The sequence below is a fragment of the Mycolicibacterium tusciae genome (assembly GCF_002086795.1).
GTDB classification, from domain to species: domain Bacteria; phylum Actinomycetota; class Actinomycetes; order Mycobacteriales; family Mycobacteriaceae; genus Mycobacterium; species Mycobacterium tusciae.
On the sequence record NZ_MVIM01000002.1, the window covers coordinates 287,386 to 312,141 of the forward strand.

Here is a 24,756-nt window from a genome sequence, read left to right on the forward strand (position 1 = left end):
TTCAGCAAACTGCGATCGCGGGAGGTCGATTTGGAGGGCACGCCGTTCGGACGCTACACGTTGGTCGAGCTACTCGGCCGGGGCGGCATGGGTGACGTCTGGCGCGCCTACGACACGGTGACCGACCGCGTGGTCGCGGTGAAGGTCCTGCCCGCGCATCTGGCCAGCGATCAGACGTTCCAGGAACGGTTTCGTCGGGAGGCTCGGGCAGCGGCGGGGCTCAACAATCCTCACGTGGTGCCGATCCACGACTTCGGCGAGATCGACGGACGCCTGTTCGTGGACATGCGGCTCATCGAGGGGGAGGATCTCGGGACGCTACTCGCGGCCGGTCCGCTGGCGCCGCAGCGCGCCATCAGGATCGTCGAGCAGATCGCGCTCGCACTCTTCGCCGCACACCGAATCGGGTTGGTGCACCGCGACGTCAAACCGTCGAACATCCTCGTCACCGAGGACGACTTCGCTTACCTGATCGACTTCGGCATCGCGCGGGCAGAGGGCGAAGCGGGACTCACCGACACCAACGCCGCGGTCGGCACCTGGGCCTACATGGCGCCCGAGCGATTCTCGACCGGTTCGGCAGACGCGCGCGCCGACGTGTACGCACTGACCTGCGTGCTCTATGAAGCGCTGACCGGCCAATCTCCCTTTCCGGGAAAGACTCTCGAGCAGATTGTCACCGCACACATGCTGCAACCACCACCGAAGCCGTCGGCGGTGCTACCGCAGATCCCTCCGGCGATGGACCGGGTCATCAACACCGGCATGGCCAAGGAACCCGGACAGCGGTACGCCTCGACCAAGGATCTGGCAACCGCCGCCCGCGCCGCCATCGGCGGGGAGCAGGATCGCACGGTCGCCGTGCACCAAGACCGCACGATGGCGGCCGCGCCTGTCCCGCCGACCGAGCAGATCAACCCGCCCGCCGCGACGATGGCGGCCCGGCCGGCAGAACCTACCGAGCGAGTGCATCAACCGCCTCCGGAGACATTCGCCGCCGCGACGCAGTACCGCACGCCGGTCCCGTCCCCGTCCACGCCCACCCCGCCAGCGCCTGGTGATCCGTCATCGGGACGGCGCAGGAACATCCTGCTGGCGTCGGCCGCGGCACTTCTCGTCGTGATCGTGGCCGTCGTCGCGGTGATCATGTTCACTGGCGGCTCCGACTCGCCGTCGAGCAACACGGCGTCGTCGCCACCGTCGCCGTCGGGGCCGTCACCGTCTTCGGGGCAGCCGTCCGAACAGCCACCTGCGCCGGGCGGTGCGATGTTCAGCGGCACTCAGCCATGGACTCTCGACGTGTCCGGCGCACCAAAATCCGAACGCAGTGACGCGATCATCGGTGCGTTGACCGCGGCGGGCGGTTGGGGCACTCAGAACAGGCTGCAGATCGACTTCTCGAATGCGGTCTTCTTCGCCGACGGCAGCACGCCCCGCATGCAGGTGGTCGGCACCGAGGACTACTGCTTCGGCGGTCCGGCCTGCGACCCGGTGCCCGACGAGATGCCCGTCCCGGAGAACGCCAACATTGGCGGATCCCCGGATCTGCAGTGCGACGACTCCGGAAACACCGAGGGTCAGGGTGACTGCCAGCTGCTGGTCGTCGACCGGGAGGGCCAGAAACTGTACGAGACCTATCAGTCGACGAAAGACGGAGACGCGCTCAAGGCCCGCGGCTTCTTCATCTGGGACCTGACCAAGGAGTACCCGGACAATCTGCGCGGCGACCAGTGCACAAGCGCGGATGCGGGCGGCTTCCCGATCGCCGCGATGACACCCACCGCCGACCAAGTCGCCTCGGGCTCAATCGATCACGCGATCCGGTTCATCTTGCCCAACGACCGGATCAGGGCGGGCGTCTACGTGCATCCGGCGAGCCACGCCGGTGGTCCCGAAAGCACAGACCCCAACGCACCACCCTTTGGTGTGAGGTTGCGACTGAAGGCCGACTTCGACGAGTCGGGTTACACCGATCCTCAGAAGGTCGTGATCAAGGCTCTGAAGACGCACGGGATGCTGCTGGCCGACGGCGGCCAGGTGCCCCTCACGTTCTCCGACGACAAGACCAGCGCCGCCAAGTGGGCGGACTTGGGCATCGCCTCGGATACGTTCAGCGCGATCACACCAGAGGCGTTCGAGGTCGTCGAACTCGGACCGGATGTCCCCTTGACCTACGACTGCGTGCGCAACCCCTAGCATGACGCTAGCGCTGCGAGCGTCGATCATGCACTGCGTCAGTAGTTTTCGGCGGTCACACGCGCAATGCGGTGAACGGCTCAAAAGGTAGGTTGCGCACCACGAACCAGATGGTGACGACAACCATCGTCACCGTGGCGGCCCAGCGGTGGTGCTGCCAGCCGGCGATCTTGCGGCCGACGACCCGACCGTAAGTCCACACGAGGTAGGCGACGATCAGCAAGCCCACCGCGACGACGGCGAGGGCGTTGAACCGCACCGCAGACAGGAAGTCTCCGTGCAGAAGCGAGTAGATCATCCGAAGTGTGCCGCAGCCCGGGCAGTCAATGCCCAGAAGGGCTTTCGTCGGACACACGGGAAGAAAACCGCCGGGCGTGGTCGGATCTCCGATCCAGACCACCGCACACGCGCCAGCCGCCAAGGCGCCCACCAGGAGTGGGCCGCCGAGGCGGACCGGCACGCTGTGCCGAAGTGGCGTTGAGATCAGTATTCGGTCGTCGTCGATGTGTCGAAGTCCATGTTGACCACACCGACGGCGATGAGGATGCCGTAGATGACGAACACGACGATGCCGGCGATAAGGCTCCACATCGCCCACTTCTTCGCCGAGTCGGAGGCCGCCTGAGCCTCGGCGTACCGGCCCGATGCCCAGAGTCCGTTGACCTGGCTCGCCTTGACGATCGACACGACGCCGAACGGGAGGCAGCAGAACAGTGTCGTCAGAATGGCGAACACCAGATGAGTGCTTGGCTGCGCGCCCTGCGGTTGCGGGGGCGGGTAGTTGCCAGGCGGTGGTTGTGTCATCGTCGTCTTCCTTGTAAGGCCATTAGGACGGAAAAGCGGTGCTAAATGTACCGGAGCGGTGTCTGAAAAGCCGGGGAAATCAAGACAATAGCGTGTTGCGGAAACATGTCCGGATACACTGCTCACCTGCGATTTTTGCGTAGGCAAGAGTTCGCGGCGCGACGCGCGCCTAGTCTGGGAGCATGAGCACGCCATCACGTCAGGATTACCCGCAGATGGCTGCGGCTCGTGGTCGCATCGAACCGGCACCACGGCGCGTCCGCGGGTTCCGCGGTGCCGAGCCGGTCTTTGACACGACTTCGGCGCGTTATGTGTGGGAGGTGCCGTACTACCCGCAGTATTTCGTGCCGCTTTCCGATGTCCGCGCCGACGTTCTGCGCGAAGGTCTTCCGGGTATGCGGGTGTTCGACGACGGCGACTTCGCCGGACTGGTCCGGTTTCGGTGGGACACTTTGAATTGGTTCGAGGAGGACGAGCCGATCTACGGCCATCCACGGAATCCGTACGTGCGGGTGGATGCGCTGCGGTCGCATCGTCACGTGCAGGTCGCAATGAACGGGGCGATTCTGGCCGAGACCCACTGCCCGGTCTTGCTTTTCGAGACCGGGTTACCGACCCGGTACTACATCGACCGTACCGCTGTGGAGTTCGGATACCTCGAACCGTCGAGCACGCAGACCCTGTGTCCGTACAAAGGCGTCACCTCGAGATACTGGTCGGTGCGCGTCGCGGACACCCTTGTGGCCGACCTGGCATGGTCCTACGAGACGCCGCTGCCCGCTGTGGCGTCGATCGCGAACATGGTCGCGTTCTACAACGAAAGGGTCGACATCACGGTCGATGGTATCGAATTGGCCCGTCCCGCAACCCATTTCAGTTAGCAGGCGGGGCTCAGCCGACCTTTTGCAGCTGGAACGGGCTCTGCGTCACCACGCCGCCTGCGCAGCCGTAATTGGAGTCCGACGACAGCACACCGGCCAGCGTGGTCGGGTCGACCGACATCGATACCACTGCCGGTTCATAGTGCCCGTCAGCGCAGGTCAAACCGCCTGGCTTCGAGACGGTGAAGTTCCAGCGGCCACCGCTGAGCGTGGCCGGAGTGGACCAGCCCTGGTTGCTGGTGACCGTCCCGGTGCAACCGGCAGGGGCGCAACCCGTCACGAAGGTCCACACGTTGTAAGGGTCACCGTCCGATGAGCCGTAGGTGCCATTGAGTAGCGGTGGGTCGGCAGCCGCCGCGCCGGCGAATGCGACGCCCGCAATCGCCGCGAGAGCGGCAGCTACTGTGCGGAGAACCTTCGTCATAGTGATCAGGAATTTAACGGCCCTGTCTGCCCGCACGTGGCTAGGGCGGCGTGTGATTCCCGGTTGTGCCCAGCATGAGGCCGAATCGAGATCTGAGGTGCGAACCGCAAGAACATTCGTGCGACCAGGGGTGCGGCGAACAGCATCAGCACCACACGGATCACCTGGGACGCCATGACGAACTCCACGTCGCAGTCGGATCCGATGGTGTAGCCGAGCACCGCGTAGATGCCGCCGGGGCTGGTCGCCAGATAGCCGTCGAGTTGGCTGAGTCCGGCGACGTCGGCCAGCACCATGCCGAAGCCGGCCACGATCAGGTTGAGGACCGCGATCAATACCAGTGCAGTGGGCAGGATCCGGCGGATCGCGCGAAGTGATTCACGGTCGAACTCCAGCACGGTCTGCCACACGAAGAGCAGCGCCGCAGCCTGGACCAGCATCACAGGAACGTCAAGACCGCTGATCAATCCGCTGAATTCCAGCGCAATGGTGATCGCCATCGGGCCGAGCAGCCCGGCACCGGGCAGGCGCACCGCGCGGCCGGCCGCCGCGCCGACGACCACGAGCACCGCGATCAGCGGCAGGCTGAAGAACATCGGCAGGATGTCCACGGCATCGGAATGCGATGCGTCGGAACCGGATCCGCCGTAGATGACCGCGACGACAAAAGGCATGGCCGCGGTGATGAGAGCGACGCGTAGATACTGCACCGCAGCGACGACACGATCGTCGGCGCCCAACTCGCGGGCGATGGACACCACGCCGGACGAACCGCCTGCGACGAGCGAGAGCGCACCCGTCAGCGGGCTGATACCGCGGTGCATGCTCAGCAGCGCGCCGCCGGCGATACAGATGGCCAGTGTCCCGACGGCCACGCCCAGGAGCGCCACCCACTCCGCAGCATCGAGCGAGGAGAACGACACGTCGCGAACCAGAAGTCCGGTGGCCACCCCGAGCACACCCTGCACCGCCAGGGTCGACGCCGGCACCGCCTGCGGCGCGTGGCGCGACAGGGTCCAGGCCAAGATTCCGCAGACCAGGGCCGCTGCGACGAGCTCGATGGTGTTCACGGGCTCAGGTTCTTACGACGTTCTTGGTGATTCCTAAAAGCGACGGTGTGCACGGCTCCAAGAAACTTCAAAGAATTGGCCGCCAATCTCGTGTCACGCATCCCGGCGATACACGAAAGGAGACCGCAGATGCACACGCTGGCGAAAAGAGAAGGAATCCGTACCCGCAGGCCGATGATCGGGTCCACGGTGTGGGATCGCGCGACGTTCGACGACGAGTCCTACGCGGTCACGGTCGAGCCGCACCAGGCCGAAGCTTGCCTGCACATCGTTTCTGAGCTGCGGCGACGCGGCAAGCGGATCGACACCGTCGAGCCCGCCGACTTCGTTCACCCCGGGCTGGCTGAGTTGGCCCAGGTCATCAGCAAGCACGTGCACTCCGTCGCCGGCTTCGTCCTGCTGCGCGGGCTGCCGTCAGGCGGATGGACCGACGAGGAAGCGTCGATGCTTTACTGGGGCCTCGGCACCTACTTGGGCCGGCCGCTGCCGCAGAACCGGGCCGGCGATCGCGTGTACCTGGTTCAGGACACCGGCGCGACGCTGATGGAGGCGCGCGGCTCGAAGACAAATCTCGGGATGATCTACCACACCGACTCGGCGGCTGCCTTCGTCGGCAGCCGTCCCGACATCCTCGCGCTGATGTGTCTGCGGAAGGCCCTGTCCGGAGGTGAATCGCTGATGGTCAGCGGTCACACCGCCTACAACATCCTGCTGTCCACCCGGCCGGATCTGGTGGAGGTGCTCTACGAAGAGTTCCTCTTCGACCGGTCGAAGGACACCGCGGAGGGCGAGGACCCGGTGTCGCGCGGACCGGTGTTCACCGACACCGAAGAAGGTGTGGCCGTCCGCTACAACCGCTTGCACATCGAACTGGGACACCATCTTTCGGGCACTCCGCTCACCGCGCTGCAGCGTGAGGCGCTTGATGCATTCGATGTGATCCTGAACGATCCGGCGAACGCGATCGATTTCACGATGGAGCCCGGCGACGTCTTCTTCGCCGACAACAACACCGTGCTCCACAACCGCAATGCCTTCACCGACGCAACCGAGGTCGAGAACCGACGCTGCTTGGTGCGACTCTGGCTCGCCGCCGGGTCGGCCAAATACATGTGGAGCCGATGACGGGAATCGACGCCGTGTTTCAAACCAGCGCGGAACCTGGCGCGCGACCTATGCCGACGTTTGGTGTCGCGGGATGATCATCACGGGGACGGGAGCATGGCGCAGGATCTTCGAGGCGGCCGAACCGAGAAAGACTTGAGCTGCCTGTCCGGCTGCGCCGGATCCGAGCAGGAGCATGTCGCCGGCTTGCCAGGGGACGTTCTCGACGGCCTCTCGCCAATCGTGGCCGCTACCGACCACGACATCCACGTCGGGAACCGAGATTCGATTGCGAACCTCGTTGAGCTGCTTGACAATATCGTCCATCGTCCGGCGCGCCCACTGTTCGACGACCAGGTCTTCGGCCGAACGCTCGATCTTGCCGCTGAACACCGCCACCGGCCGGACGGTGAACGAGACGATCCGCAATTGGACCGGCCAAAGGGTGGTCAGTTCGGCAGCCGCCGGGATGAGGCCGTGGATGTCGGCTTCGCCTCCGTATGCGACGGTGAGTCGTCGTATCGGCTCGGGCCCCAGGGGGTAGCCGCGCGGAGCGATCGCGACCGGCACAGCGGCGGTATGAACCAGCCGTTCGGTGACGCTGCCGAGCGCTACCCGACCGAGTAACCCCGAAGACGATGAGCCGACGACGACCATCCTGGCGTCATGAGCGGTCACAAGGTCGAGCAAACCTGTTGGAATAGAGGTTGATTGGTGGACCACGGTGGGGATGTCCAAGTCGCTGGGCAGCTGCGCGACCACTCTCTCGAGTGATCGCGCTGCCTCCGCAGTGACATGGCGCAGGTACTCGTGCTCGACGGGATCTTCCTTGGCCGGCCAGGGCCGTTCCACGATCGCTGCGGCCACCACCTTGTCGCCGGTCCAGCGAGACAGCTGCGCTGCCAGGTTAAGGGGGGCGGTGCCCTGACGGCTCGAGCTGAAGCCGGCGATGATGGTCATGCCACCGGCTCGGCTTTCTCGGTCCGGGTGGCGACCACGTGGGTCACCGGGACGCTGTATGCGTCACGCGCGCGGTCCACGACGTCGAACCGATTCCAGACGGAGTCCTCGGGCGGCAGTGTCGATATGACGATTTGATCCGGCCGGAATGAGTCTACGGCGCCGGCCAGGGCACGCAGCGGCCGATAGTCACCCAATTCACCGTCGGCATCGAGGTTCTCGGAGCGCAGGACGGCCAGCGTGTCGTCCAGTCGCTGCTGCGCAACGACCCTGGTCGCTTCCTCGACGTCGAGCGGTCCGTGGGTGGCTGCGGTTCCTGTCTCGATCGGGCTGGCCGGAACGATGACGTGGTACTTGGCAGTCCTGTCCGCGCCGATTCGGCGAAGCTCGTCGAGCAACTCCCGCGATCCGACTGTCTGGTTGGCCATCACCAGCACGCGATGAGGGCGCTCCGTCGGGGCGACTTCCTCGACGGCTGGACGGCGATTCATGTACCACCGGTTCGTCAAGAACAGCGCGATCACGACGGCCCATGACAGCAGGCTGAGTGTCAACGCCTCCCTGTTGGTGCCGCCCTGCATTCCCATCTGAATCAGGATCGCCAGGATCGCGCAGGCGGTGAGGATCGACAGCACCGGGAACAGCCACATCTTGACCCGAAGCTGCGACTCGTCTGCGCGCCGGCGCAGCACGATCTGGGAAATCGCGATGAGCAGGTAGACGAACAGGATGACTGCGCCGCTGGAGTTCAGCAGAAACGCGAAGATGGTGTCCGGCGAGATGGCAGCGGCGATGACGCACAGGAAGCCGATCACCGAGGACGCGAGAATCGCGATGGCCGGAACCCCGCGGCGAGTCACCTTCACCAGTTGCGCGGGTGCCTCCCGGCGCGCGGCGAGAACGAACAACATGCGAGACGCGGTGTACATGCCCGAGTTCAAACAGCTCAGCACCGCCGTGAGGACCACCGCGTTCATGATGTGGTCGGCGTAGGGAATCCCCATCTCGGTGAACGCGGCGACGAAGGGCGACGCGCCCGCCTCTTCGTCGTTCCACGGAAGGATGACGGCGAGCAGGAAGGTCGAGCCGACGAAGAACACTGCGATACGCGTGATCACCGAGTTGGCGGCCTTGGACACTGCCCGCTCCGGATCCGACGACTCTGCCGCGGCGATCGTCGCGATCTCCGCGCCGACCATCGAGAAGATCACGGTGACCACCCCGACGGTGACGGCCGTGACACCCAGCGGGAAGAATCCGCCGTGGGACCACAGGTTGGAGAAGTCCATCCCCTTGTTTGGCCACAAGCCGAACACGAAGAGCCCGCCGAGAGCGATGAACGCCACGATCGCGGCCACCTTGATGCCGGCGAACCAGAACTCGAACTCACCGAACGACGAGACGGAGAACAGATTGGTGGCCGTCATCAAGATCATCAGGACCAGAGAGCAGAACCACAGCGGAATGTCGATCCAGTACTGGATGATCTTCGCGCCCGCGATGGCCTCGAAGCCGACGACGATGACCCAGAAGTACCAGTACAGCCACCCGACCGAGAACCCGGCCCAGTTGCCCATCGCGGCTCGGGCGTAGTCGGCGAAGGAGCCGGTTGACGGGTTGGCCACGGCCATCTCGGCCAGCATCCGCATGACCATGATGATCAGCACGCCGGCAAGGGCGTAGGCGATGAAGGCGCCTGGCCCGGTGCCGCCGATGACGACGCCGGAGCCCACGAACAGGCCGGCTCCGATGACGCCGCCGATGGCGATCATCGTCAGCTGCCGCTGGTTCAGCGCCTTCTTCAGTGTGGGTGTTGCGCTCATTGCATCCTCCGATGCTCATGCGGCAGATCGATCGCCATGACAATTCGCGCGAAGAAGGCTTGTCTTCATGATCAATTGTCTGATCAAACTGTCTTTCGATCATAAGCCGATTGGCCGCTGTGGGGGCTTGAACACCGTCGAACCGATGTCAGCCGCCCAGGCGTGACTCACCCGACGTGTGCAATTCGCCGCGGTTCATGGAGACGAACCAGAACATGGCCCAAAGAAAAAGCCCTGAACCCCAGAAACAGGTTCAGAGCTATTCCTATGTCGTGATACGTCGCGGTGGAGCCGATGACGGGAATCGAACCCGCGTATTCAGCTTGGGAAGCTGATGTTCTGCCATTGAACTACATCGGCTTGTCTGGCTCGGCCAATCCCTGCGCCAGTGATCACGAAGGCTAACACTCGAGCGGCTACGCTCGTCGCGTGCTGCTCTCCGATCGCGACATCAGGGCCGAAATCGCCACCGGACGCTTGGGCATCGACCCCTTCGAGGAAAGCCTGATTCAGCCGTCGAGCGTCGACGTCCGGCTGGACAACCTGTTCCGGGTGTTCAACAACACCCGCTACACCCACATCGACCCGGCGATCCGCCAGGACGATCTCACCACCCTGGTCGAACCGAAGGAGGGCGAGCCGTTCGTACTGCATCCCGGCGAGTTCGTCCTCGGCTCGACGCTCGAGCGCTGCTCCCTGCCCAACGATCTCGCCGGCCGCCTGGAAGGCAAATCCTCGCTCGGTCGCCTCGGGCTGCTGACCCACTCGACGGCCGGGTTCATCGACCCCGGCTTCACCGGCCACATCACGCTGGAACTGTCCAACGTCGCCAACCTACCGATCACCTTGTGGACCGGCATGAAGATCGGCCAGCTCTGCCTGCTGCGGCTGACCAGCCCCGCCGAGCACCCCTACGGCAGCTCGCAGGCCGGCTCCAAGTATCAGGGGCAGCGCGGCCCGACCCCGTCGCGCTCCTATCAGAACTTCATCAAGTCCACCTGAGGCCGTTGACTCTGCGCTGATGGCGGCCCGTGAGGCCTTTTTCGCGCCATGGCCGCAGCGTCAACGGGCACGACGGAGCCGGTGAGCTTTCGGTAACTGCGGCGAAACACGAAACATTCCGGAAACACTTTTGCCGCGCGGCTGAAACGTCGGGCCGAAATGCTCTTTCCGAACTTCGCCGAAGGAGCTGACGTGTCCGAGATCGATCCCGCCGCCACCGCATGGCTGCTGGCCGCCACCGCGATGGTCCTGCTGATGACCCCGGGTCTGGCCATTTTCTACGGCGGCATGGTCCGCACCACCGGCGTGCTCAACATGATCATGATGTGCTTCATCTCTATCCCGGCATGCACCGTCGCCTGGCTGCTGCTCGGCTACACGGTCGCGTTCTCCGAGGACGCGGGCGGTGGGCTGATCGGAAACCTCTCGCACTTCGGCATGCTCGGTATCGATCCGACGACCGTCCGTGGGTCGGTGCCCGAACTCCTTTTCGCCACTTTCCAACTCACCTTCGCGATCGTCACCGCAGCCCTCGTCAGCGGCGCCATCGCCGACCGTGCCCGGTTCTCGGCGTGGGTGGTCTTCGTCCCGCTGTGGACCGTCGCCGTGTACGCCGTGGTGGCGCACTGGGTCTGGGGTCCCGACGGCTGGCTCTTCAACCTCGGTGTACTCGACTACGCCGGCGGCCTGGTCGTCGAAATCGTCTCCGGTGCTTCGGCTTTGGCGCTGGCACTGGTACTCGGACCCCGCATCGGTTTCAAAAAGGACGCGATGCGCCCGCACAACCTGCCCTTCGTCCTGCTCGGTGCGGGCCTGCTGTGGTTCGGCTGGTTCGGGTTCAACGCCGGCTCGGCACTGGCGGCCAACGGCACCGCGGCGGCGGTCTTCCTGAACACCTTGGTCGCGGGCTGCCTCGGCATGCTCGGCTGGATCACGGTCGAGCGGTTCCGCGACGGTAAGCCGACGACCTTCGGCGCCGCCTCGGGTGTGGTCGCCGGCCTGGTCGCGATCACACCGTCGTGCGGGACGGTCAACACGCTCGGTGCCATCGTCGTGGGTCTGGCCGCGGGCATCATCTGCTCGTATGCGGTCGGCCTGAAGTTCCGGTTGGGCTACGACGATTCGCTCGACGTCGTCGGCGTGCACTACGTCGGCGGACTCGTCGGTGTGCTGCTGATCGGATTCCTGGCCGCGGAGGTGATGACCGCCGGCCCCGAGGGCCTGTTCTACGGCGGCGGAATCGCCCAGCTGGGCAAGCAGGCCCTCGCCGCCCTGGTGGTGACCCTCTATGCATTCACCGTCTCGTACGCGCTGGCCAAGATCATCGATCGCGTCCTCGGATTCCGCGTCAGCCCCGAGGACGAGACGACGGGCGTCGACTTCACCCAGCACGCCGAGACCGCGTACGCCGAGGGCGTGCACGGCCACCAGCCGGGGCGCCGGCCGACACCCAGCGGTCCTGGCAGTTTGGGACAGCGCACCGAGACCGCGGACGACAGTGCGGACTGACGGTTCCCAAGACATCTTTCTTACCGATTGAACGCCCTAGCGCATCCTGCCGTCGACCCGAGTAGGGTCGTGGTACCGGCGTCGTCGGGGCGCCGGAGCTGCCATGGATCCGGCCACGACTCGATCGCTGTCAGCAAATGCGTTTTGGCATGTAACGCACCTGCAGATCAAGTCGATGAAGTACTAGTGGTCGGCTCGTGCGGAATGCGGGGCCAATCAGAGAACTTGACGGATAGCAAACTTATTTGGAGGAGTAAGTGGACATCGTACTGGGTGTGTCGACGACACCTACGACGGTCCGCATGGTGCTGGTCGAAGGGGAAAAGGGCGACGGGGTAACCGTCGACCACGACTCGTTCGACGTCGCCTCTGAGGAAGGCTCGGCTAACTCGGCAGCCGATCAGGTTGTCGAGGCGGTGCTGGGCACCCAGGAGAGCGCGGCAACCGGCGGCCACCACCTCAAGGCGATCGGCGTCACCTGGAGCGACCACAGCGAGGGCGCGGCATTGCGCGATGCGCTGGCCGCCAAGGGCCTGGACGACGTGATGCTGGTATCCGCGAGCCACGCCGCGGCGTCACTGGCGCAGGCCGCTGGCCGCGCGGTCGGATACGCGACCACCGCACTGCTGTTCATCGACCGTGACAGCGCCACGCTGTCGGTCGTCCAGACCGACGACGGCTCGGTCGTGAAGGTGCTGAGCAGCAGTCTGCACAGCGAGGACGCGATGGGAGTGCTGTCCGAGATGGCCGCCGCCGTCGACGCGCAGGATTCGCCACCGCAGGGCATGTTCGTCGTCGGCTCCGGCGTCGACGTGTCCTCGGTCAAGGAACACCTCCGGCACCTGGTCAGCCTCCCGGTCAGCGCACCGGACGAACCCGAACTCGCCCTCGCTCGCGGTGCGGCCCTGGCCGCCGCCAACGCTCCGGCCATGGAGTCGTCCACCGTCGGCCTGGCCTACTCGCTGGACCCCGATGGCACCACCGCAGGCTCGGTCCTCGCCGGCCTTGCCAATGCGGAGACGCAGCTGCGGGCGGTCGGCTCCGATGGGGCGGCCCTTGATGACTATGACCCCCGGACCGACATGCAGCTGGCCGAGCCCGAGCGCAAGCCGTTCCTGCTGGTCGGCAGTGCGCTGACGTCCATCTTCGTCGTCGGCGTTGTGGCGCTGGTCATTTCCTTGGCGGTGAGCATCCGTCCGACGGCCGACCAGCGGCCGAACCCCGGTCAGAACGCGCTGGTTCCGACCACGGTCGTACCCGCCGCACCGGCTCCCGCGCCCCCTCCGGCGGCGAAGCCGGTCGAGGCGCCCCCGCCGCCGCCCGCGGCGCAAACCATCAAGCCTCCGGTGCCCGTGGCGCAGCAGGTACCGCAGGCACCTCCGCGGACCGTGTACGTCGAGGCGCCGGCACCCGCGGCACCACCCACGGCGCCCGCGGCACCGCCCCCGGCGCCCGCGGCTCCGGTTCCCGTGCCGGCGCCGCCGCCGGTCTACACGCCGCCGCCGGTCTACAACCCGCCGCCGTACTACCGGCCGTGGACGCCACCGTGGCGCCCGACGTATGTACAGCCGAAGCCGTGGACTCCGCCATGGAGCCCGCCGTGGGACAACGACGAGCCAGAGAGCCCGCAGCTGCCCGACATTCCGCAGATCCCCCAGGCTCCGCAGCAGCAGTACCCGCAGCAGCAGTACCCGCAGTCGCCGTCGCGGAACGGCTCGGATAACGGCTCCAATTCGCGCGGTGGTTCTCAATACCCGGGATCGGGATACCCGGGATCGGGTTCGTCCGGCCGTGGCGGCGGTGGTGGCGGTGGTGGCGGAAACAACTGCTTCCTGATCTTCTGCAGCTAGAGGCAGGCCGCGTTCACTCGTAACCTACCGTTGGTGTGCTGCTAAGTGTCGCGTAGCAGTTAGCTCATCGGGGCTGCCTAAAGAGGTGGTATGCGATGCGCAGTATTCGGCACGGGCTATCTCGGAGCGACACACGCCGCCGGTATGGCCGAAATCGGGCACGACGTGATCGGTGTCGACATCGACCCCGGGAAGATCGCCAAGCTCGCCTCCGGCGACATTCCGTTCTACGAACCCGGCCTGCGAAACATGTTGGCCGCCAACATCGCTGCGGGTCGACTCCGCTTCACCACCGACTACGACGCTGCCGCTGAATTCGCCGATGTCCACTTCCTCGGCGTCGGAACTCCGCAGAAGAAGGGCGAATACGGCGCGGATCTGCGGCATGTGCACGCCGTCATCGACACGCTAGTGCCGCGCCTGGCTCGATCAGCGGTCATCGTCGGTAAGTCCACGGTCCCGGTGGGCACCGCCGCCGAACTCGCCGAACGGGCGCGGGCATTGGCGCCGGCGGGCATCGACGTCGAGGTGGCGTGGAATCCTGAATTCCTCCGTGAAGGCTTCGCCGTGCACGACACGCTGCATCCCGACCGGATTGTCCTTGGCGTGCCGAAGAATTCGGTGACCGCCGAACCCGCCGTCCGTGAACTGTATGCGCCGCTGCTGGATGGGGACGTGCCGTTCCTGGTCACCGACCTGCAGACCGCGGAGCTCGTCAAGGTGTCGGCAAACGCGTTCCTCGCCACGAAGATCTCCTTCATCAATGCGATCTCGGAGGTGTGTGAGGCGGTCGATGCCGACGTCACGATGCTGGCCGACGCGCTGGGTCACGACTCCCGGATCGGGCGGCGATTCCTCAACGCGGGTCTCGGATTCGGCGGCGGCTGCCTCCCCAAGGACATCCGCGCGTTCATGGCCCGCGCCGGGGAGCTCGGTGCCAATCACGCGCTGACGTTCCTTCGGGAGGTGGACAGCATCAACATGCGCCGTCGCACCAGGATGGTGGAGCTGGCCACAACCGCTTGCGGTGGTTCACTACTCGGCGCGAACGTCGCGGTGCTCGGCGCGGCGTTCAAGCCCGAGTCCGATGACGTGCGCGACTCGCCGGCACTCAACGTGGCGGGCATGTTGCAACTCAACGGCGCCACCGTCAACGTGTACGACCCCAAGGCGATCGAGAACTCGCAGCGTCTGTTTCCGACACTGAACTACTCAACGTCGGTGGTGGAGGCCTGTGAACGCGCCGACGCCGTGTTGGTGTTGACCGAGTGGCGCGAGTTCGTCGAACTGGATCCCGCCGAGTTGGCCGATACCGTACGCGCCAAAGTCGTTGTGGACGGGCGCAATTGCCTCGATGCCGAGCGGTGGTCGGCCGCGGGCTGGCACGTGTACTGCCTGGGTAAGAGCCCGCGCGCGGTCAGTCCGCCGTCGCTTGTTTGAGCATTCCGTCGAAGCCCTGCCACAACAGCATGAACACGAGTTCGACGACCCGCTCGCGCGGCACATCGCGATTGTCGTACCACCAGCTGGCGACTCCGTGACATGCCGCCTGGGTGGCCCTGGCCAGGATCCACGCCGCCTCGTCAACGGTGATGCCCTTCACCGGTTTTGAATCGCCCGCTCCGAATCGGATCAGATCGGCGATACCGGCGGTGCCGCGGTCGGCCAACTCCTGCCGCACTTCGGCGATCTCGGGGTCGGCAGGTACGTCCTGATGGAAGACGCGCCAGATGAACGGATCCTCCTCGACGAACGCGAAGTAGTTCGCGATGCTGGCGCGCACCAGCTCTTCGACCGTCGCGCCTTCAAGGCGACGCAGCGACCGCTCCCGCAGCTGCTCGGCGTGCGCCAGCAGGAGCGTCACGTGCAGGTCGCGCTTGGAGCCGAAGTGGTCGTAGAGCACGGACGGAACGACGCCTGCCCGCGCGGCGATGTCCGACATCTTGGCGGCGGTATACCCGTGCTCGGCGAAGACCTCGACGGCCGCGTCGAGGATGCGGGCCCGGCGCTCTTCGGCGGGTATCCGCTTCCTTGCCATACCGAATGATAATTCGGTAGGCTCCGGTTCCATAACCGAACCACAATTCGGTAAACCGTGTGGGCGGTCGACGGAGCGGAGGCTCATGGCTCAGACCACGATCAAGCAGTGGATTCACTGGCTCTCCGTACACGGCCTGATCCGGGGCTTCGCCACGGTCGTCGCTCGTCGGGGCGATCCGCGCGGGCGGCTGCTCGCCGATCCCACGGTGCGGTCGAACCCGATCGGATTCATCGAGGAGCTGCGCGCGCGTGGCCCGCTCGTTCGGTGTCGCGGGCTCTACATGACCGTCGACCACAAGGTCGTCAACGACCTACTGCGCTCCGACGACTTCCACGTCTTCGCCCTGGGGTCGAATCTGCCCAAACCGATGCAGTGGGTCGCCGATCGCACGAGATCCGATCTGCTGCATCCGATTCAGCCGCCGTCGATGCTGTCGGTGGAGCCGCCGCAGCACACGCGCTACCGCAAGCTCGTGTCGTCCGTCTTCACCGCCCGCGCGGTTGCGGCGTTGCGCGACCGCGTTCAGGAGTCGGCGAACGCCCTACTGGACGACCTCACCGACGCGGGCACCGTCGACATCGTCGATCGGTACTGCTCGCAACTTCCCGTCACGGTCATCGGCGACATCCTCGGGGTGCCCGAAGACGCCAGGCCCCGCATCCTCGAGTTCGGTGAACTCGGTGCGCCGAGCCTCGACATCGGTCTGACGTGGACGCAGTACAAGACGGTCTACCGCGGTATCAGGGGCTTCAACGACTGGCTGTCCAATCATCTGCACGAGCTGAGCCGCAACCCCGGCGACGACCTGATGAGCCAGATCATCGTGGCGTCCCACGACGCCGAGGGCGGCCCGCTGACCCATCAGGAGTTGCTCGCGACCGCGGGGCTGGTGCTCGCGGCAGGGTTCGAGACGACGGTCAACCTGCTGGGCAACGGAATTCGGATGCTGGTGGACACTCCGGAGCATCTCGACACGTTGGCCGAGCGTCCCGAGCTGTGGCCGACAGCGGTCGAGGAGGTGTTGCGGCTGGATTCGCCGGTGCAACTCAGTGCCCGGATCGCGATGAGGGACATCGAGGTCGAGGGCAACCTGGTCAAGCGCAACGAAGGCGTGATCCTGTACCTCGCCGGCGCCAACCGAGATCCCAACGTCTTCGACGATCCGCATCGGTTCGACATCGAACGTGACAACGCGGGGAAGCACCTGTCGTTCTCCGGCGGGCGGCACTTCTGCCTCGGCGCCGCGCTGGCGCGCGCCGAAGGTGAGGTCGGGCTGAGGACCTTCTTCGAGCGGTTCCCGGATGCGCGGCTGGCCGGTGAGGGCAGCCGTCGGCAGACGCGCGTGCTGCGCGGATGGTCGTCGCTCCCGATCTCGCTTGGTGAGGCGCGCACCGTTGTAAGTTCGTGACGTGGACTTCCGAGCCGCCCTGCTCGATCAGACCCAAGCATTCGGCGAACTGATTCGCTCGGCAGACCCATCGACGCCCGTCCCGACCTGTCCCGACTGGACACTCAAACAGCTGTTCCGACACGTCGGGCGCGGAACCCGGTGGGCGGCGCAAATCATCGCCGAACGTCGCACCGAACCCGTCGCTCCTTCGGACGTGCGCAACGGCAAGCCGCCTGACGATCCTGACGCGGCAATCGAGTGGCTCAACGGCGGACCGCAGCAGGTCATCATGGCGATCGACCAGGTCGGCTCCGACGCCCGCGTCTGGACAGCAGCGGGCATTCGTCCGGCCGGCTGGTGGATACGCAGGCTCCTGCACGAAGTGGGCGTGCATCGGGCCGACGCGGCACTCTCGCTTGGCGCCGACTACGCGATGCCACCGGACATCGCGGCCGATGCCATCAGTGAGTGGATCGAGCTGATGATGCTGCAGTCGCAACGGCTCAAACCGGCCCTCGACCGTGGGCGGACATTGCATCTACACGCCACCGACGCAGACCTCGGGCCGACGGGGGAGTGGACCATCTCCAACGACGAGCACGGTCTGACCTGGACCCACGACCACGGCAAGGGGGACGTCGCGCTGCGCGGACCCGTCAGGGACCTGCTGCTGGCGCTCGTGCGGCGAGGCCAGGTATCAGAGCTCGACATCGAGGTTTTCGGGGACGAGGCGGTGTGGGACGCATGGCTGCAACGCACGCCGTTCTGATTGGCGTATTTTCACGACCATGACCACTTCGGAGATCGCGACCGTACTCGCTTGGCATGACGCGCTCAACGAGCAGGACCTCGACACCCTCATCCAGGTTTCCAGCGACGACATCGAGTTCGGCGACGCGAGCGGCGCGGGACAGGGACACGCCGCGCTGCGCGAGTGGGCGAGTTCCCTGGCGACCTCGGCGGCCGTCCCCGGCCGGATGTACGTCCGCGATGGTGTCGTCGTCGCCGAGGAGGAAGACGGGAAGGCGGCCGCGTTCCGTGTCGTGCACGACCACGTCACGTCGGTGTTCCGGCACGACGATCTTGCGTCGGCGCTGGCCGCCACCGAGCTGAGCGAAGGGGATCTGGCGGGCTGATGCGGGGGATCATTCTGGCCGGGGGGTCGGGGACGCGGCTGTACCCGATCACGATGGGCGTGAGCAAGCAGCTGGTGCCGGTGTACGACAAGCCGATGATCTACTACCCGCTGTCCACCTTGATGATGGCGGGGATCCGCGATATCCAGATCATCACCACCGCCGATGACGCCCCAGCGTTTCACCGATTGCTGGGGGACGGTTCACAATTCGGCATCAACCTCACCTACGCCGTACAGGAGAAACCCGACGGCCTGGCGCAGGCGTTCATCATTTGCGCCGACCACATCGGAAACGGTTCGGTGGCACTGGTGCTGGGGGACAACATCTTCTACGGACCGCGCCTGGGCACCAGCCTCGGACGATTCCAGGAAATCAGCGGCGGTGCGGTGTTCGCGTACTGGGTTGCCAACCCGTCCGCGTACGGCGTGGTGGAGTTCAGCGACGACGGCCTCGCGCTTTCGCTGGAGGAGAAGCCCGAGACGCCGAAGTCGCATTACGCGGTGCCGGGGCTGTACTTCTACGACAACGACGTCATCGAGATCGCGCGCGGGCTGAAGCCTTCGGCGCGAGGCGAATACGAGATCACCGACATCAACCAGACGTACCTCAACCAGGGTCGGCTCTCGGTCGAGGTGCTCGCCCGAGGTACCGCGTGGCTGGACACCGGGACCTTCGACTCACTGCTCGATGCGAGCGACTACGTGCGCACCATCGAGCGCAGGCAGGGATTGAAGATCAGCGTCCCCGAGGAAGTCGCCTGGCAGGTCGGCTTCATCGACGACGAGCAGTTGGCCACGCGCGCAAGAACTCTGCTCAAGTCCGGCTATGGCCGGTACCTGCTGGGGCTGCTGGAGCGCTAGGAGTCGCGAGTACCGCGGCGATCGCCGTCGTCAGCGGCACCGAGAGTGCCAGGGCGATGCCACCTACTGCGGACCGTGCGATCTCGATGGCCACGCTCTCGCTGGTCAGCACGTCACCCAACGAGCGGTTCGCGACGCTGAACAACAGCAGCAGCGGCAGCGCGCTACCCGCGTAGGCCAGCACCAGCGTGTAGACGGTGCTGGCGATGTGGTCACGTCCCACCCGCATGGCGCCGACGAACACCGCCCGGCGTGAAGTGCCCCCCAGCGCGGCCAACTCGAACGCCGTCGACGCCTGTGTGACGGTGACGTCGTTGAGCACGCCGAGCGAGCCGACGATGAAGCCGGCCAGCAACAGCCCGGTGATCGACACGTTGCCCAGGTACGTCGCGACCGCGTTGTTCTCCTCTTCGGAGAGCCCGGTCAGATGAGTCAACTCGATTGCGGCCCAGGATAATACGGCGGCCAACAACAGCGACGCCAGGGTGCCGAGCAGTGCCGCGCTGGTGCGAAGGCTGACGCCGTGCGCCAGGTAGATGACCGCGTAGAGGATCGCCGACGACGCCACCAACGCGACGGGGATGGCGGCGGCCCCGTCGCGCAGGGCGGGCAGCATGAATGCGACCAGCACCAGGAACGCCACGACGATGCCGATCAGCGCGCGTAGTCCGCGCCAGCGGGCGACCGCGACGACCACCACCGCGAACGCGACGGCCAGCCCCAGCAACGGCCATGACCGCTCGTAGTCGTAGAACGAGTAGGTCGTGGCGCCGGTCGGGTCGACCTGGCGGGTGATCCGAATCTGGTCGCCGACCGCGAGCTGTGGCTGGCCGGCCCCGCCTCCGAACTCCAGCAGGGTGTTGGCGCCCGCGTTCGGTCCCGAGTCGATCGCGATGAACGCCCGCACGCATCGGGCGCCCTCGCCTTCGGCCGGCGGCGGCGGGGCCGTCAGCACGCCACCCACCGCCTGGTAGCCGCAGGTGGCCTCGGTGCTGGACACCACATGGCCCGCCTCGGTGGTGACGGCGCCGCCCGCGGCGTTCTGGAACGGCAGCGGGATGTCGACCTTCTGCTGGCTCGGCCAGAGCCAGGCGGCCCCGGCCAGCGTCACGACGCCGATCGCGATCAGCAGTGCGACGACGACCTTGGCGGCCAGCGGCCCCAGCGGCGAAGGTCCGCTCAGGGAATGCGAATGGGCGTGGGAGTGCGTCACCCGCAACAGGGTAGAGGTTGTTACTGGCGGTAACTGACGAGGAAGTTGCCCAGCCGCTCGATGGCGTTGGCCAGATCGCGGGCCCAGGGCAGTGTCACGATGCGCAGATGGTCGGGTGTCGGCCAGTTGAAGCCGGTGCCCTGGGTGACCAGAATCTTCTCCTGCAGCAGCAGATCGAGGACCAGTTGCTCGTCGTCGACGATGTCGTACACCTCTGGATCCAACCGCGGGAAGGCGTACAGCGCGCCTTGAGGTTTCACGCACGAAACCCCGGGGATCTCGTTGAGCTTCGTCCACGCGATGTCGCGCTGCTCCAGTAGCCGCCCGCCGGGCAGTACCAGATCCTCGATGCTTTGATGTCCGCCCAGCGCGACCTGAATCGCATACTGCGCGGGCACATTCGGGCACAGCCGCATATTGGCCAGCAGGCTGATGCCCTCCAGGAAGCTGCTCGCGTGTTCTTTGGGCCCGGTGATCACCAGCCAGCCGGAGCGATAACCGGCAACTCGGTAGGCCTTGGACAAACCGTTGAACGTCAGCGTCAGCAGATCCGGCGCCAGCGTCGCGAGGCTGATGTGCTCGGCATCGTCGTAGAGGATCTTGTCGTAGATCTCGTCGGCGAGCAGCAGCAGTTGATGCTTGCGCGCCAATTCGACCATCTGCTCGAGGATCTCGGTGCCGTACACCGCACCGGTGGGGTTGTTCGGGTTGATCACGACGAGCGCTTTGGTGCGGTCGGTGATCTTCGCCTCGAGATCGGCGATGTCGGGCTGCCAGCCCTGGGTCTCGTCGCACAGGTAGTGCACCGGCGTGCCACCGGCCAGCGAGGTCGACGCGGTCCACAGGGGATAGTCCGGTGCGGGGATGAGCACCTGGTCGCCGTTGTCCAGCAGCGCCTGCAGCGTCATCGTGATCAGTTCGGAGACCCCGTTGCCGAGGTAGACGTCGTCGACGTCGAATCGGGGGAATCCCTCCACCAATTCGTAGCGGGTGAACACCGCGCGGCGGGCCGCCTGGATGCCCTTCGAGTCGGAGTACCCCTGCGCATACGGCAGCGCCTGGATCATGTCGCGCATGATCACGTCGGGCGCCTCGAAGCCGAACGGGGCCGGGTTGCCGATGTTCAGTTTGAGGATGCGGTGACCCTCGGCCTCCAGCCGTGACGCGTGTTCGTGCACGGGGCCACGGATCTCGTACAGCACGTCCTGCAGCTTGGATGACTGCGTGAACGTGCGCGGCCGCGGATGCTGCCCGGCGGCATGAAACGGCACGTGGTGCGTGGTCACGTCCACAATGCTCTCATTGCCGTCCAGCGAATATCGAAAAACGCTGGTCAGCGCTTGCCGGGCGGGCGCGCGCCCTTCGCAATACCCAGACCCTTCACCGGGGCGGCAGGCGCGCCGCCGTTGTCGTCCGCGGAAGGCTCGGGCGCAGGGCTGGATTCGCCGTTGGCCTCTGGTTCCGGCTGTGGCGCAGCAGGTTTCGCAGGAGCCGCGGGTGCTGCCTTCTTCGCACCGGGGCGGCGCGCACCGGCGGCGATGCCCAGGCCCTTGACCTCGGGTTCGGGCGTGGCAGGTGCCTCGGCTTCGGCCTCCGGCGCCGCCTCAGCATTTGCGGGGGCCGCGGCTTTCTTGGCTCCCGGTCGCCGCGCTCCGGCGGCGATGCCCAGGCCCTTGACCTCGGGCTCGGCGGCAGGCGCTTCGGCCTCGGCTTCGGCCGCGGGGGCTTCCGCAGGGGGGGTCGCGGTGGCCTTTTTGGCGCCGGGACGCTTGGCACCGCCGGCGATGCCGAGGCCCTTGACCGGTGCTGACGCGGCGGGCTTGTCGTCGGCGGGCTTGTCGTCGGCGGGGGCGGCGGCCTTCTTGGCACCGGGACGCTTGGCGCCCCCGGCGATACCGAGTCCCGTGACGGGCTTGGAGTCCGCAGTCGCGGTGGACGCCTTGGCCTCGGGTTTGGCCGCTTCCTCGTCGGCCTCGGTCTTTTCCTCGACGGCCGGCGCGGCCGCTTCCGCGCGGCTTGCGCGCTCTTCGGCTTGCTTGGCGGCGGTGCCCTTTTCGGGCAGCGTCACTGTGCTCGTGTCCAGGGACTCCAGCAGCAGCTGTGCCACGTCCTTGACTTCGGCCTTGGGGACATCCCTGGTCGCGGCGACATCGTCCACACCGTCGGTGATCATCACGCGGCAGAACGGGCAACCGGTCGCGATCGTGGACGCGGTGTCCATCGCCTCTTCGGTGCGTTCCACGTTGACGCGCTTGCCGATGTGCTCTTCCATCCACATCCGGGCACCGCCCGCGCCGCAGCACAGGCCGCGGTCGGCGTGCCGCGGCATCTCGGTGAGCTTGGCCCCGGACGCCCCGATGAGCTCGCGTGGCGCCTCGTAGACCTTGTTGTGCCTGCCGAGGTAGCAGGGGTCGTGGTAGGTGACATCGACCCCGCCGTCGGCGGGCTTCACCGGTACCAGCTTCTTGTCGCGGATCAGCCGGTTCAGCAGCTGGGTGTGGTGCAGCACGGTGTAATTGCCGCCCACTTGCGGATACTCGCGGCCCAGCGTGTTGAAGCAGTGCGGGCATGTCACGACGACCTTGCGGTCCACCCGCTCGACACCCTCGAAGAGCTCGTTGAGCGTCTCGACGTTCTGCGCGGCCAGCTGCTGGAACAGGAACTCGTTACCCGAGCGCCGGGCCGAGTCGCCGTTGCACGTCTCGCCCTCGCCGAGCACCAGGTACTTCACGCCCGCGGTCGCGAGCAGTTCGGCGACCGCCTTGGTGGTCTTCTTCGCGCGATCCTCGTATGCGCCCGCGCAACCCACCCAGAACAAGTACTCGTAGCCCTCGAAGGACTCGACGTCCTTGCCGTAGACCGGCACGTCGAAGTCGACCTCGTCGATCCAGTTGGTGCGGTCCTTCGAGTTCTGGCCCCACGGATTGCCTTTGTTCTCAAGGTTTTTGAACAGCACACCGAGTTCGCCGGGGAACTCAGACTCCATCATCACCTGGTACCGGCGCATATCGACGATGTGGTCGATGTGCTCGATGTCGACCGGGCACTGCTCGACGCAGGCGCCGCACGTGGTGCACGACCACAACACGTCGGGGTCGATCACGCCGCCCTGTTCGAGGGTGCCGACCAGTGGCCGGGTGGCCTGCTCGGGACCCGAACCCATGATTCGTTCGAAGCCCGATTCCGGAACGTGGTGCTCTTCGTCGTGTTTCTCGCCGCCGAGGTCCTCACCGACGCCACCCTCGGAGGTGTTCTCCAGCGGCGACTCCTTGTCACCGAGGATGTACGGCGCCTTCGCGAACAGGTGATCGCGAAGGTTCATGATCACGAGCTTGGGGGACAGCGGCTTGCCGGTGTTCCACGCGGGGCACTGCGACTGACAGCGTCCACACTCGGTGCACGTGGTCATGTCGAGGTAGGCCTTCCACGTGAAGTCCTCGATCTTGCCGCGCCCCAGGATGGCGTCCTCGGCGGGATCCTCGAAGTCGACCCGCTCGCCGTCGTACTCGACCGGCAGCAGCGGACCCAGTCCGTTGGGCATCCGCTTGAACGTGACGTTGACCGGCGCCAGGCCGATGTGGAGGTGCTTGGAGTGCAGGACGATCAGCAGAAAGACCAGCATGACGGCGATGTGCCCGATCAGCGCCAGCGTCTCGATCCATTCATTGGCGGATTCGCCGAGCGGATGCAGGATCCAGCCCATGAACTGTGAGAAGAATGCGCCATTTCCGTAGGGCAGGGCTCCGGTGTTGGCGCCGGCGCCACGGACCAGCGCGTAGGTCCAGATGACGTTGAAGATCATGAACAGGATCAGCCAGGCGCCGCCGGTGTGCGAACCGTAGAAACGCGAGTCGCGCCCGTGCTTCTTGGGCTCGCGGACGATACGGATGATCGCGAACGTGATGATGCCGAGCAGCACGGCGACGGCGAAGAAGTCCTGTAGGAAGCCGAGAGCGTCCCAGCGGCCGACGAACGGGATGTGGAAGTCGTGGTCGACGACCTGACCGAACGCCTCGACGTAGACCGATCCGAGGATGAAGAAGCCCCACATGGTGAAGAAGTGGGCGATGCCGGGGATCGACCAGCGCAGCAGTCGGGTTTGCCCGAAGACCTCCTCGAACTGCGTGGTGATGCGCTTTTTGAGGTTGTCCTTGCGGTTGTTCTCGACGCTGGTCTTCGCGCCGGACCGGATGAGGTTCGTCAGGAAGAGCACGCGCTTGAATGCGAAGGCACCGACGAGGGCGAGCATCAGGACCACGGAGATGATCCTGATCAGCATCTGCGTTTCCACCGCGCGCCTCCCGTCCTTAAGTTACTCAAGGGTAACTTATCTGATGTTACCCGCCAGTAACTTTCGCTGCATGCCTGCTCATAGTTACACCACAGCTGGATTCAGGTCTACGCAGGCTGACCTAACTACGGTTCGCCACACTCACCGGATGGTTATCGGGGCTGCCGGTTCCGCCGGCGCTGCCGCTGACACTGGTGGC

General features: G+C 65.8%; 21 protein-coding genes and 1 tRNA gene. 11 read left to right on the plus strand and 11 right to left on the minus strand.

Annotated elements, in window-relative coordinates; genetic code table 11:
• Positions 1 to 30 precede the first annotated feature (30 nt).
• Complete coding sequence (locus BST47_RS04510; protein WP_083124274.1) at positions 31 to 2,196, plus strand: serine/threonine-protein kinase; 2,166 nt, start codon at positions 31 to 33, stop codon at positions 2,194 to 2,196.
• A 55-nt stretch (positions 2,197 to 2,251) separates the two neighbouring features.
• Here the strand turns inward: BST47_RS04510 and BST47_RS04515 are convergent, their stop codons facing one another.
• A complete protein-coding gene (locus tag BST47_RS04515; RefSeq protein ID WP_207568526.1) occupies positions 2,252 to 2,656 on the minus strand; it encodes a DUF2752 domain-containing protein in 405 nt (134 codons plus the stop codon).
• A 23-nt stretch (positions 2,657 to 2,679) separates the two neighbouring features.
• Positions 2,680 to 3,000 carry a CD225/dispanin family protein gene (locus BST47_RS04520; protein WP_083124015.1) on the minus strand — a complete coding sequence of 107 codons (321 nt, stop codon included), beginning with the start codon at positions 2,998 to 3,000 and terminating at the stop codon, positions 2,680 to 2,682.
• A gap of 182 nt (positions 3,001 to 3,182) precedes the next feature.
• Here BST47_RS04520 and BST47_RS04525 point away from each other — a divergent pair, with 182 nt between their 5' ends.
• On the plus strand, positions 3,183 to 3,881 hold the full coding sequence (locus tag BST47_RS04525; RefSeq protein WP_083124016.1) for a DUF427 domain-containing protein: 699 nt from the start codon (positions 3,183 to 3,185) through the stop codon (positions 3,879 to 3,881).
• A gap of 10 nt (positions 3,882 to 3,891) precedes the next feature.
• Here the strand turns inward: BST47_RS04525 and BST47_RS04530 are convergent, their stop codons facing one another.
• Positions 3,892 to 4,305, minus strand: coding sequence for a hypothetical protein (locus tag BST47_RS04530; protein ID WP_083124017.1), 414 nt, complete (start codon positions 4,303 to 4,305; stop codon positions 3,892 to 3,894).
• Positions 4,306 to 4,310: 5 nt separating this feature from the next.
• Positions 4,311 to 5,375, minus strand: a complete 1,065-nt coding sequence (locus BST47_RS04535; protein WP_083124018.1) for an AbrB family protein — start codon at positions 5,373 to 5,375, stop codon at positions 4,311 to 4,313.
• A gap of 129 nt (positions 5,376 to 5,504) precedes the next feature.
• Between BST47_RS04535 and BST47_RS04540 the strand changes: the two genes are divergently transcribed.
• The gene (locus BST47_RS04540) at positions 5,505 to 6,500 is read left to right on the plus strand and encodes a TauD/TfdA family dioxygenase (protein ID WP_083124019.1); all 996 of its coding nucleotides are present in this window, start codon (positions 5,505 to 5,507) and stop codon (positions 6,498 to 6,500) included.
• 48 nt (positions 6,501 to 6,548) lie between these two features.
• On the opposite strand, the gene BST47_RS04545 is transcribed toward BST47_RS04540, so the two are convergent.
• The 3 genes from BST47_RS04545 to BST47_RS04555 form a co-directional block, all read right to left on the minus strand.
• Complete coding sequence (locus BST47_RS04545; protein ID WP_083124020.1) at positions 6,549 to 7,439, minus strand: universal stress protein; 891 nt, start codon at positions 7,437 to 7,439, stop codon at positions 6,549 to 6,551.
• A complete protein-coding gene (locus BST47_RS04550) occupies positions 7,436 to 9,262 on the minus strand; it encodes an amino acid permease (RefSeq protein WP_083124021.1) in 1,827 nt (608 codons plus the stop codon). Before BST47_RS04550 ends, BST47_RS04545 begins: the two co-directional genes overlap by 4 nt.
• A 286-nt stretch (positions 9,263 to 9,548) precedes the next feature.
• Positions 9,549 to 9,622, minus strand: a tRNA-Gly gene (locus tag BST47_RS04555).
• Positions 9,623 to 9,691: 69 nt separating this feature from the next.
• Here BST47_RS04555 and dcd point away from each other — a divergent pair.
• The 4 genes from dcd to BST47_RS04575 all read left to right on the plus strand — a co-directional run bounded on the left by dcd (position 9,692) and on the right by BST47_RS04575 (position 15,063).
• The gene (gene dcd, locus BST47_RS04560) at positions 9,692 to 10,264 is read left to right on the plus strand and encodes a dCTP deaminase (RefSeq protein WP_083124022.1); all 573 of its coding nucleotides are present in this window, start codon (positions 9,692 to 9,694) and stop codon (positions 10,262 to 10,264) included.
• Positions 10,265 to 10,456: 192 nt separating this feature from the next.
• A complete protein-coding gene (locus tag BST47_RS04565) occupies positions 10,457 to 11,773 on the plus strand; it encodes an ammonium transporter (RefSeq protein WP_107528865.1) in 1,317 nt (438 codons plus the stop codon).
• Between the two features lie 257 nt (positions 11,774 to 12,030).
• Entirely contained in the window at positions 12,031 to 13,623 is a 1,593-nt protein-coding gene (locus BST47_RS04570; RefSeq protein ID WP_083124024.1) for a DUF7159 family protein, read from the plus strand.
• A 90-nt stretch (positions 13,624 to 13,713) separates the two neighbouring features.
• On the plus strand, positions 13,714 to 15,063 hold the full coding sequence (locus BST47_RS04575) for a UDP-glucose dehydrogenase family protein (RefSeq protein WP_083124025.1): 1,350 nt from the start codon (positions 13,714 to 13,716) through the stop codon (positions 15,061 to 15,063).
• Here the strand turns inward: BST47_RS04575 and BST47_RS04580 are convergent.
• Complete coding sequence (locus BST47_RS04580) at positions 15,041 to 15,661, minus strand: TetR/AcrR family transcriptional regulator (RefSeq protein WP_083124276.1); 621 nt, start codon at positions 15,659 to 15,661, stop codon at positions 15,041 to 15,043. The genes BST47_RS04575 and BST47_RS04580 overlap by 23 nt on opposite strands.
• Positions 15,662 to 15,746: 85 nt before the next feature.
• Between BST47_RS04580 and BST47_RS04585 the strand changes: the two genes are divergently transcribed.
• From BST47_RS04585 to rfbA, 4 genes are read left to right on the plus strand one after another with little or no spacing between them, the layout of a single operon-like run.
• Positions 15,747 to 17,072 carry a cytochrome P450 gene (locus BST47_RS04585; RefSeq protein WP_083124026.1) on the plus strand — a complete coding sequence of 442 codons (1,326 nt, stop codon included), beginning with the start codon at positions 15,747 to 15,749 and terminating at the stop codon, positions 17,070 to 17,072.
• Position 17,073: 1 nt separating this feature from the next.
• The gene (locus BST47_RS04590) at positions 17,074 to 17,823 is read left to right on the plus strand and encodes a maleylpyruvate isomerase family mycothiol-dependent enzyme (protein WP_083124027.1); all 750 of its coding nucleotides are present in this window, start codon (positions 17,074 to 17,076) and stop codon (positions 17,821 to 17,823) included.
• Positions 17,824 to 17,842: 19 nt separating this feature from the next.
• Positions 17,843 to 18,190: a nuclear transport factor 2 family protein gene (locus BST47_RS04595; RefSeq protein ID WP_083124028.1), complete on the plus strand. Its 348-nt coding sequence runs from the start codon at positions 17,843 to 17,845 to the stop codon at positions 18,188 to 18,190.
• Positions 18,190 to 19,053, plus strand: coding sequence for a glucose-1-phosphate thymidylyltransferase RfbA (gene rfbA, locus BST47_RS04600; protein ID WP_083124029.1), 864 nt, complete (start codon positions 18,190 to 18,192; stop codon positions 19,051 to 19,053). The genes BST47_RS04595 and rfbA overlap by 1 nt, the downstream gene beginning before the upstream one ends.
• Here the strand turns inward: rfbA and BST47_RS04605 are convergent.
• From BST47_RS04605 to BST47_RS04615, 3 genes are read right to left on the minus strand one after another with little or no spacing between them, the layout of a single operon-like run.
• Positions 19,007 to 20,266 carry a YibE/F family protein gene (locus tag BST47_RS04605; protein WP_107528850.1) on the minus strand — a complete coding sequence of 420 codons (1,260 nt, stop codon included), beginning with the start codon at positions 20,264 to 20,266 and terminating at the stop codon, positions 19,007 to 19,009. The genes rfbA and BST47_RS04605 overlap by 47 nt on opposite strands.
• Positions 20,267 to 20,286: 20 nt before the next feature.
• Positions 20,287 to 21,561 (minus strand): pyridoxal phosphate-dependent aminotransferase, encoded by a 1,275-nt coding sequence (locus BST47_RS04610; RefSeq protein ID WP_083124031.1) that lies wholly within the window; start codon positions 21,559 to 21,561, stop codon positions 20,287 to 20,289.
• A 38-nt stretch (positions 21,562 to 21,599) separates the two neighbouring features.
• Positions 21,600 to 24,557: a (Fe-S)-binding protein gene (locus BST47_RS04615; protein ID WP_083124032.1), complete on the minus strand. Its 2,958-nt coding sequence runs from the start codon at positions 24,555 to 24,557 to the stop codon at positions 21,600 to 21,602.
• Positions 24,558 to 24,756: the final 199 nt, after the last annotated feature.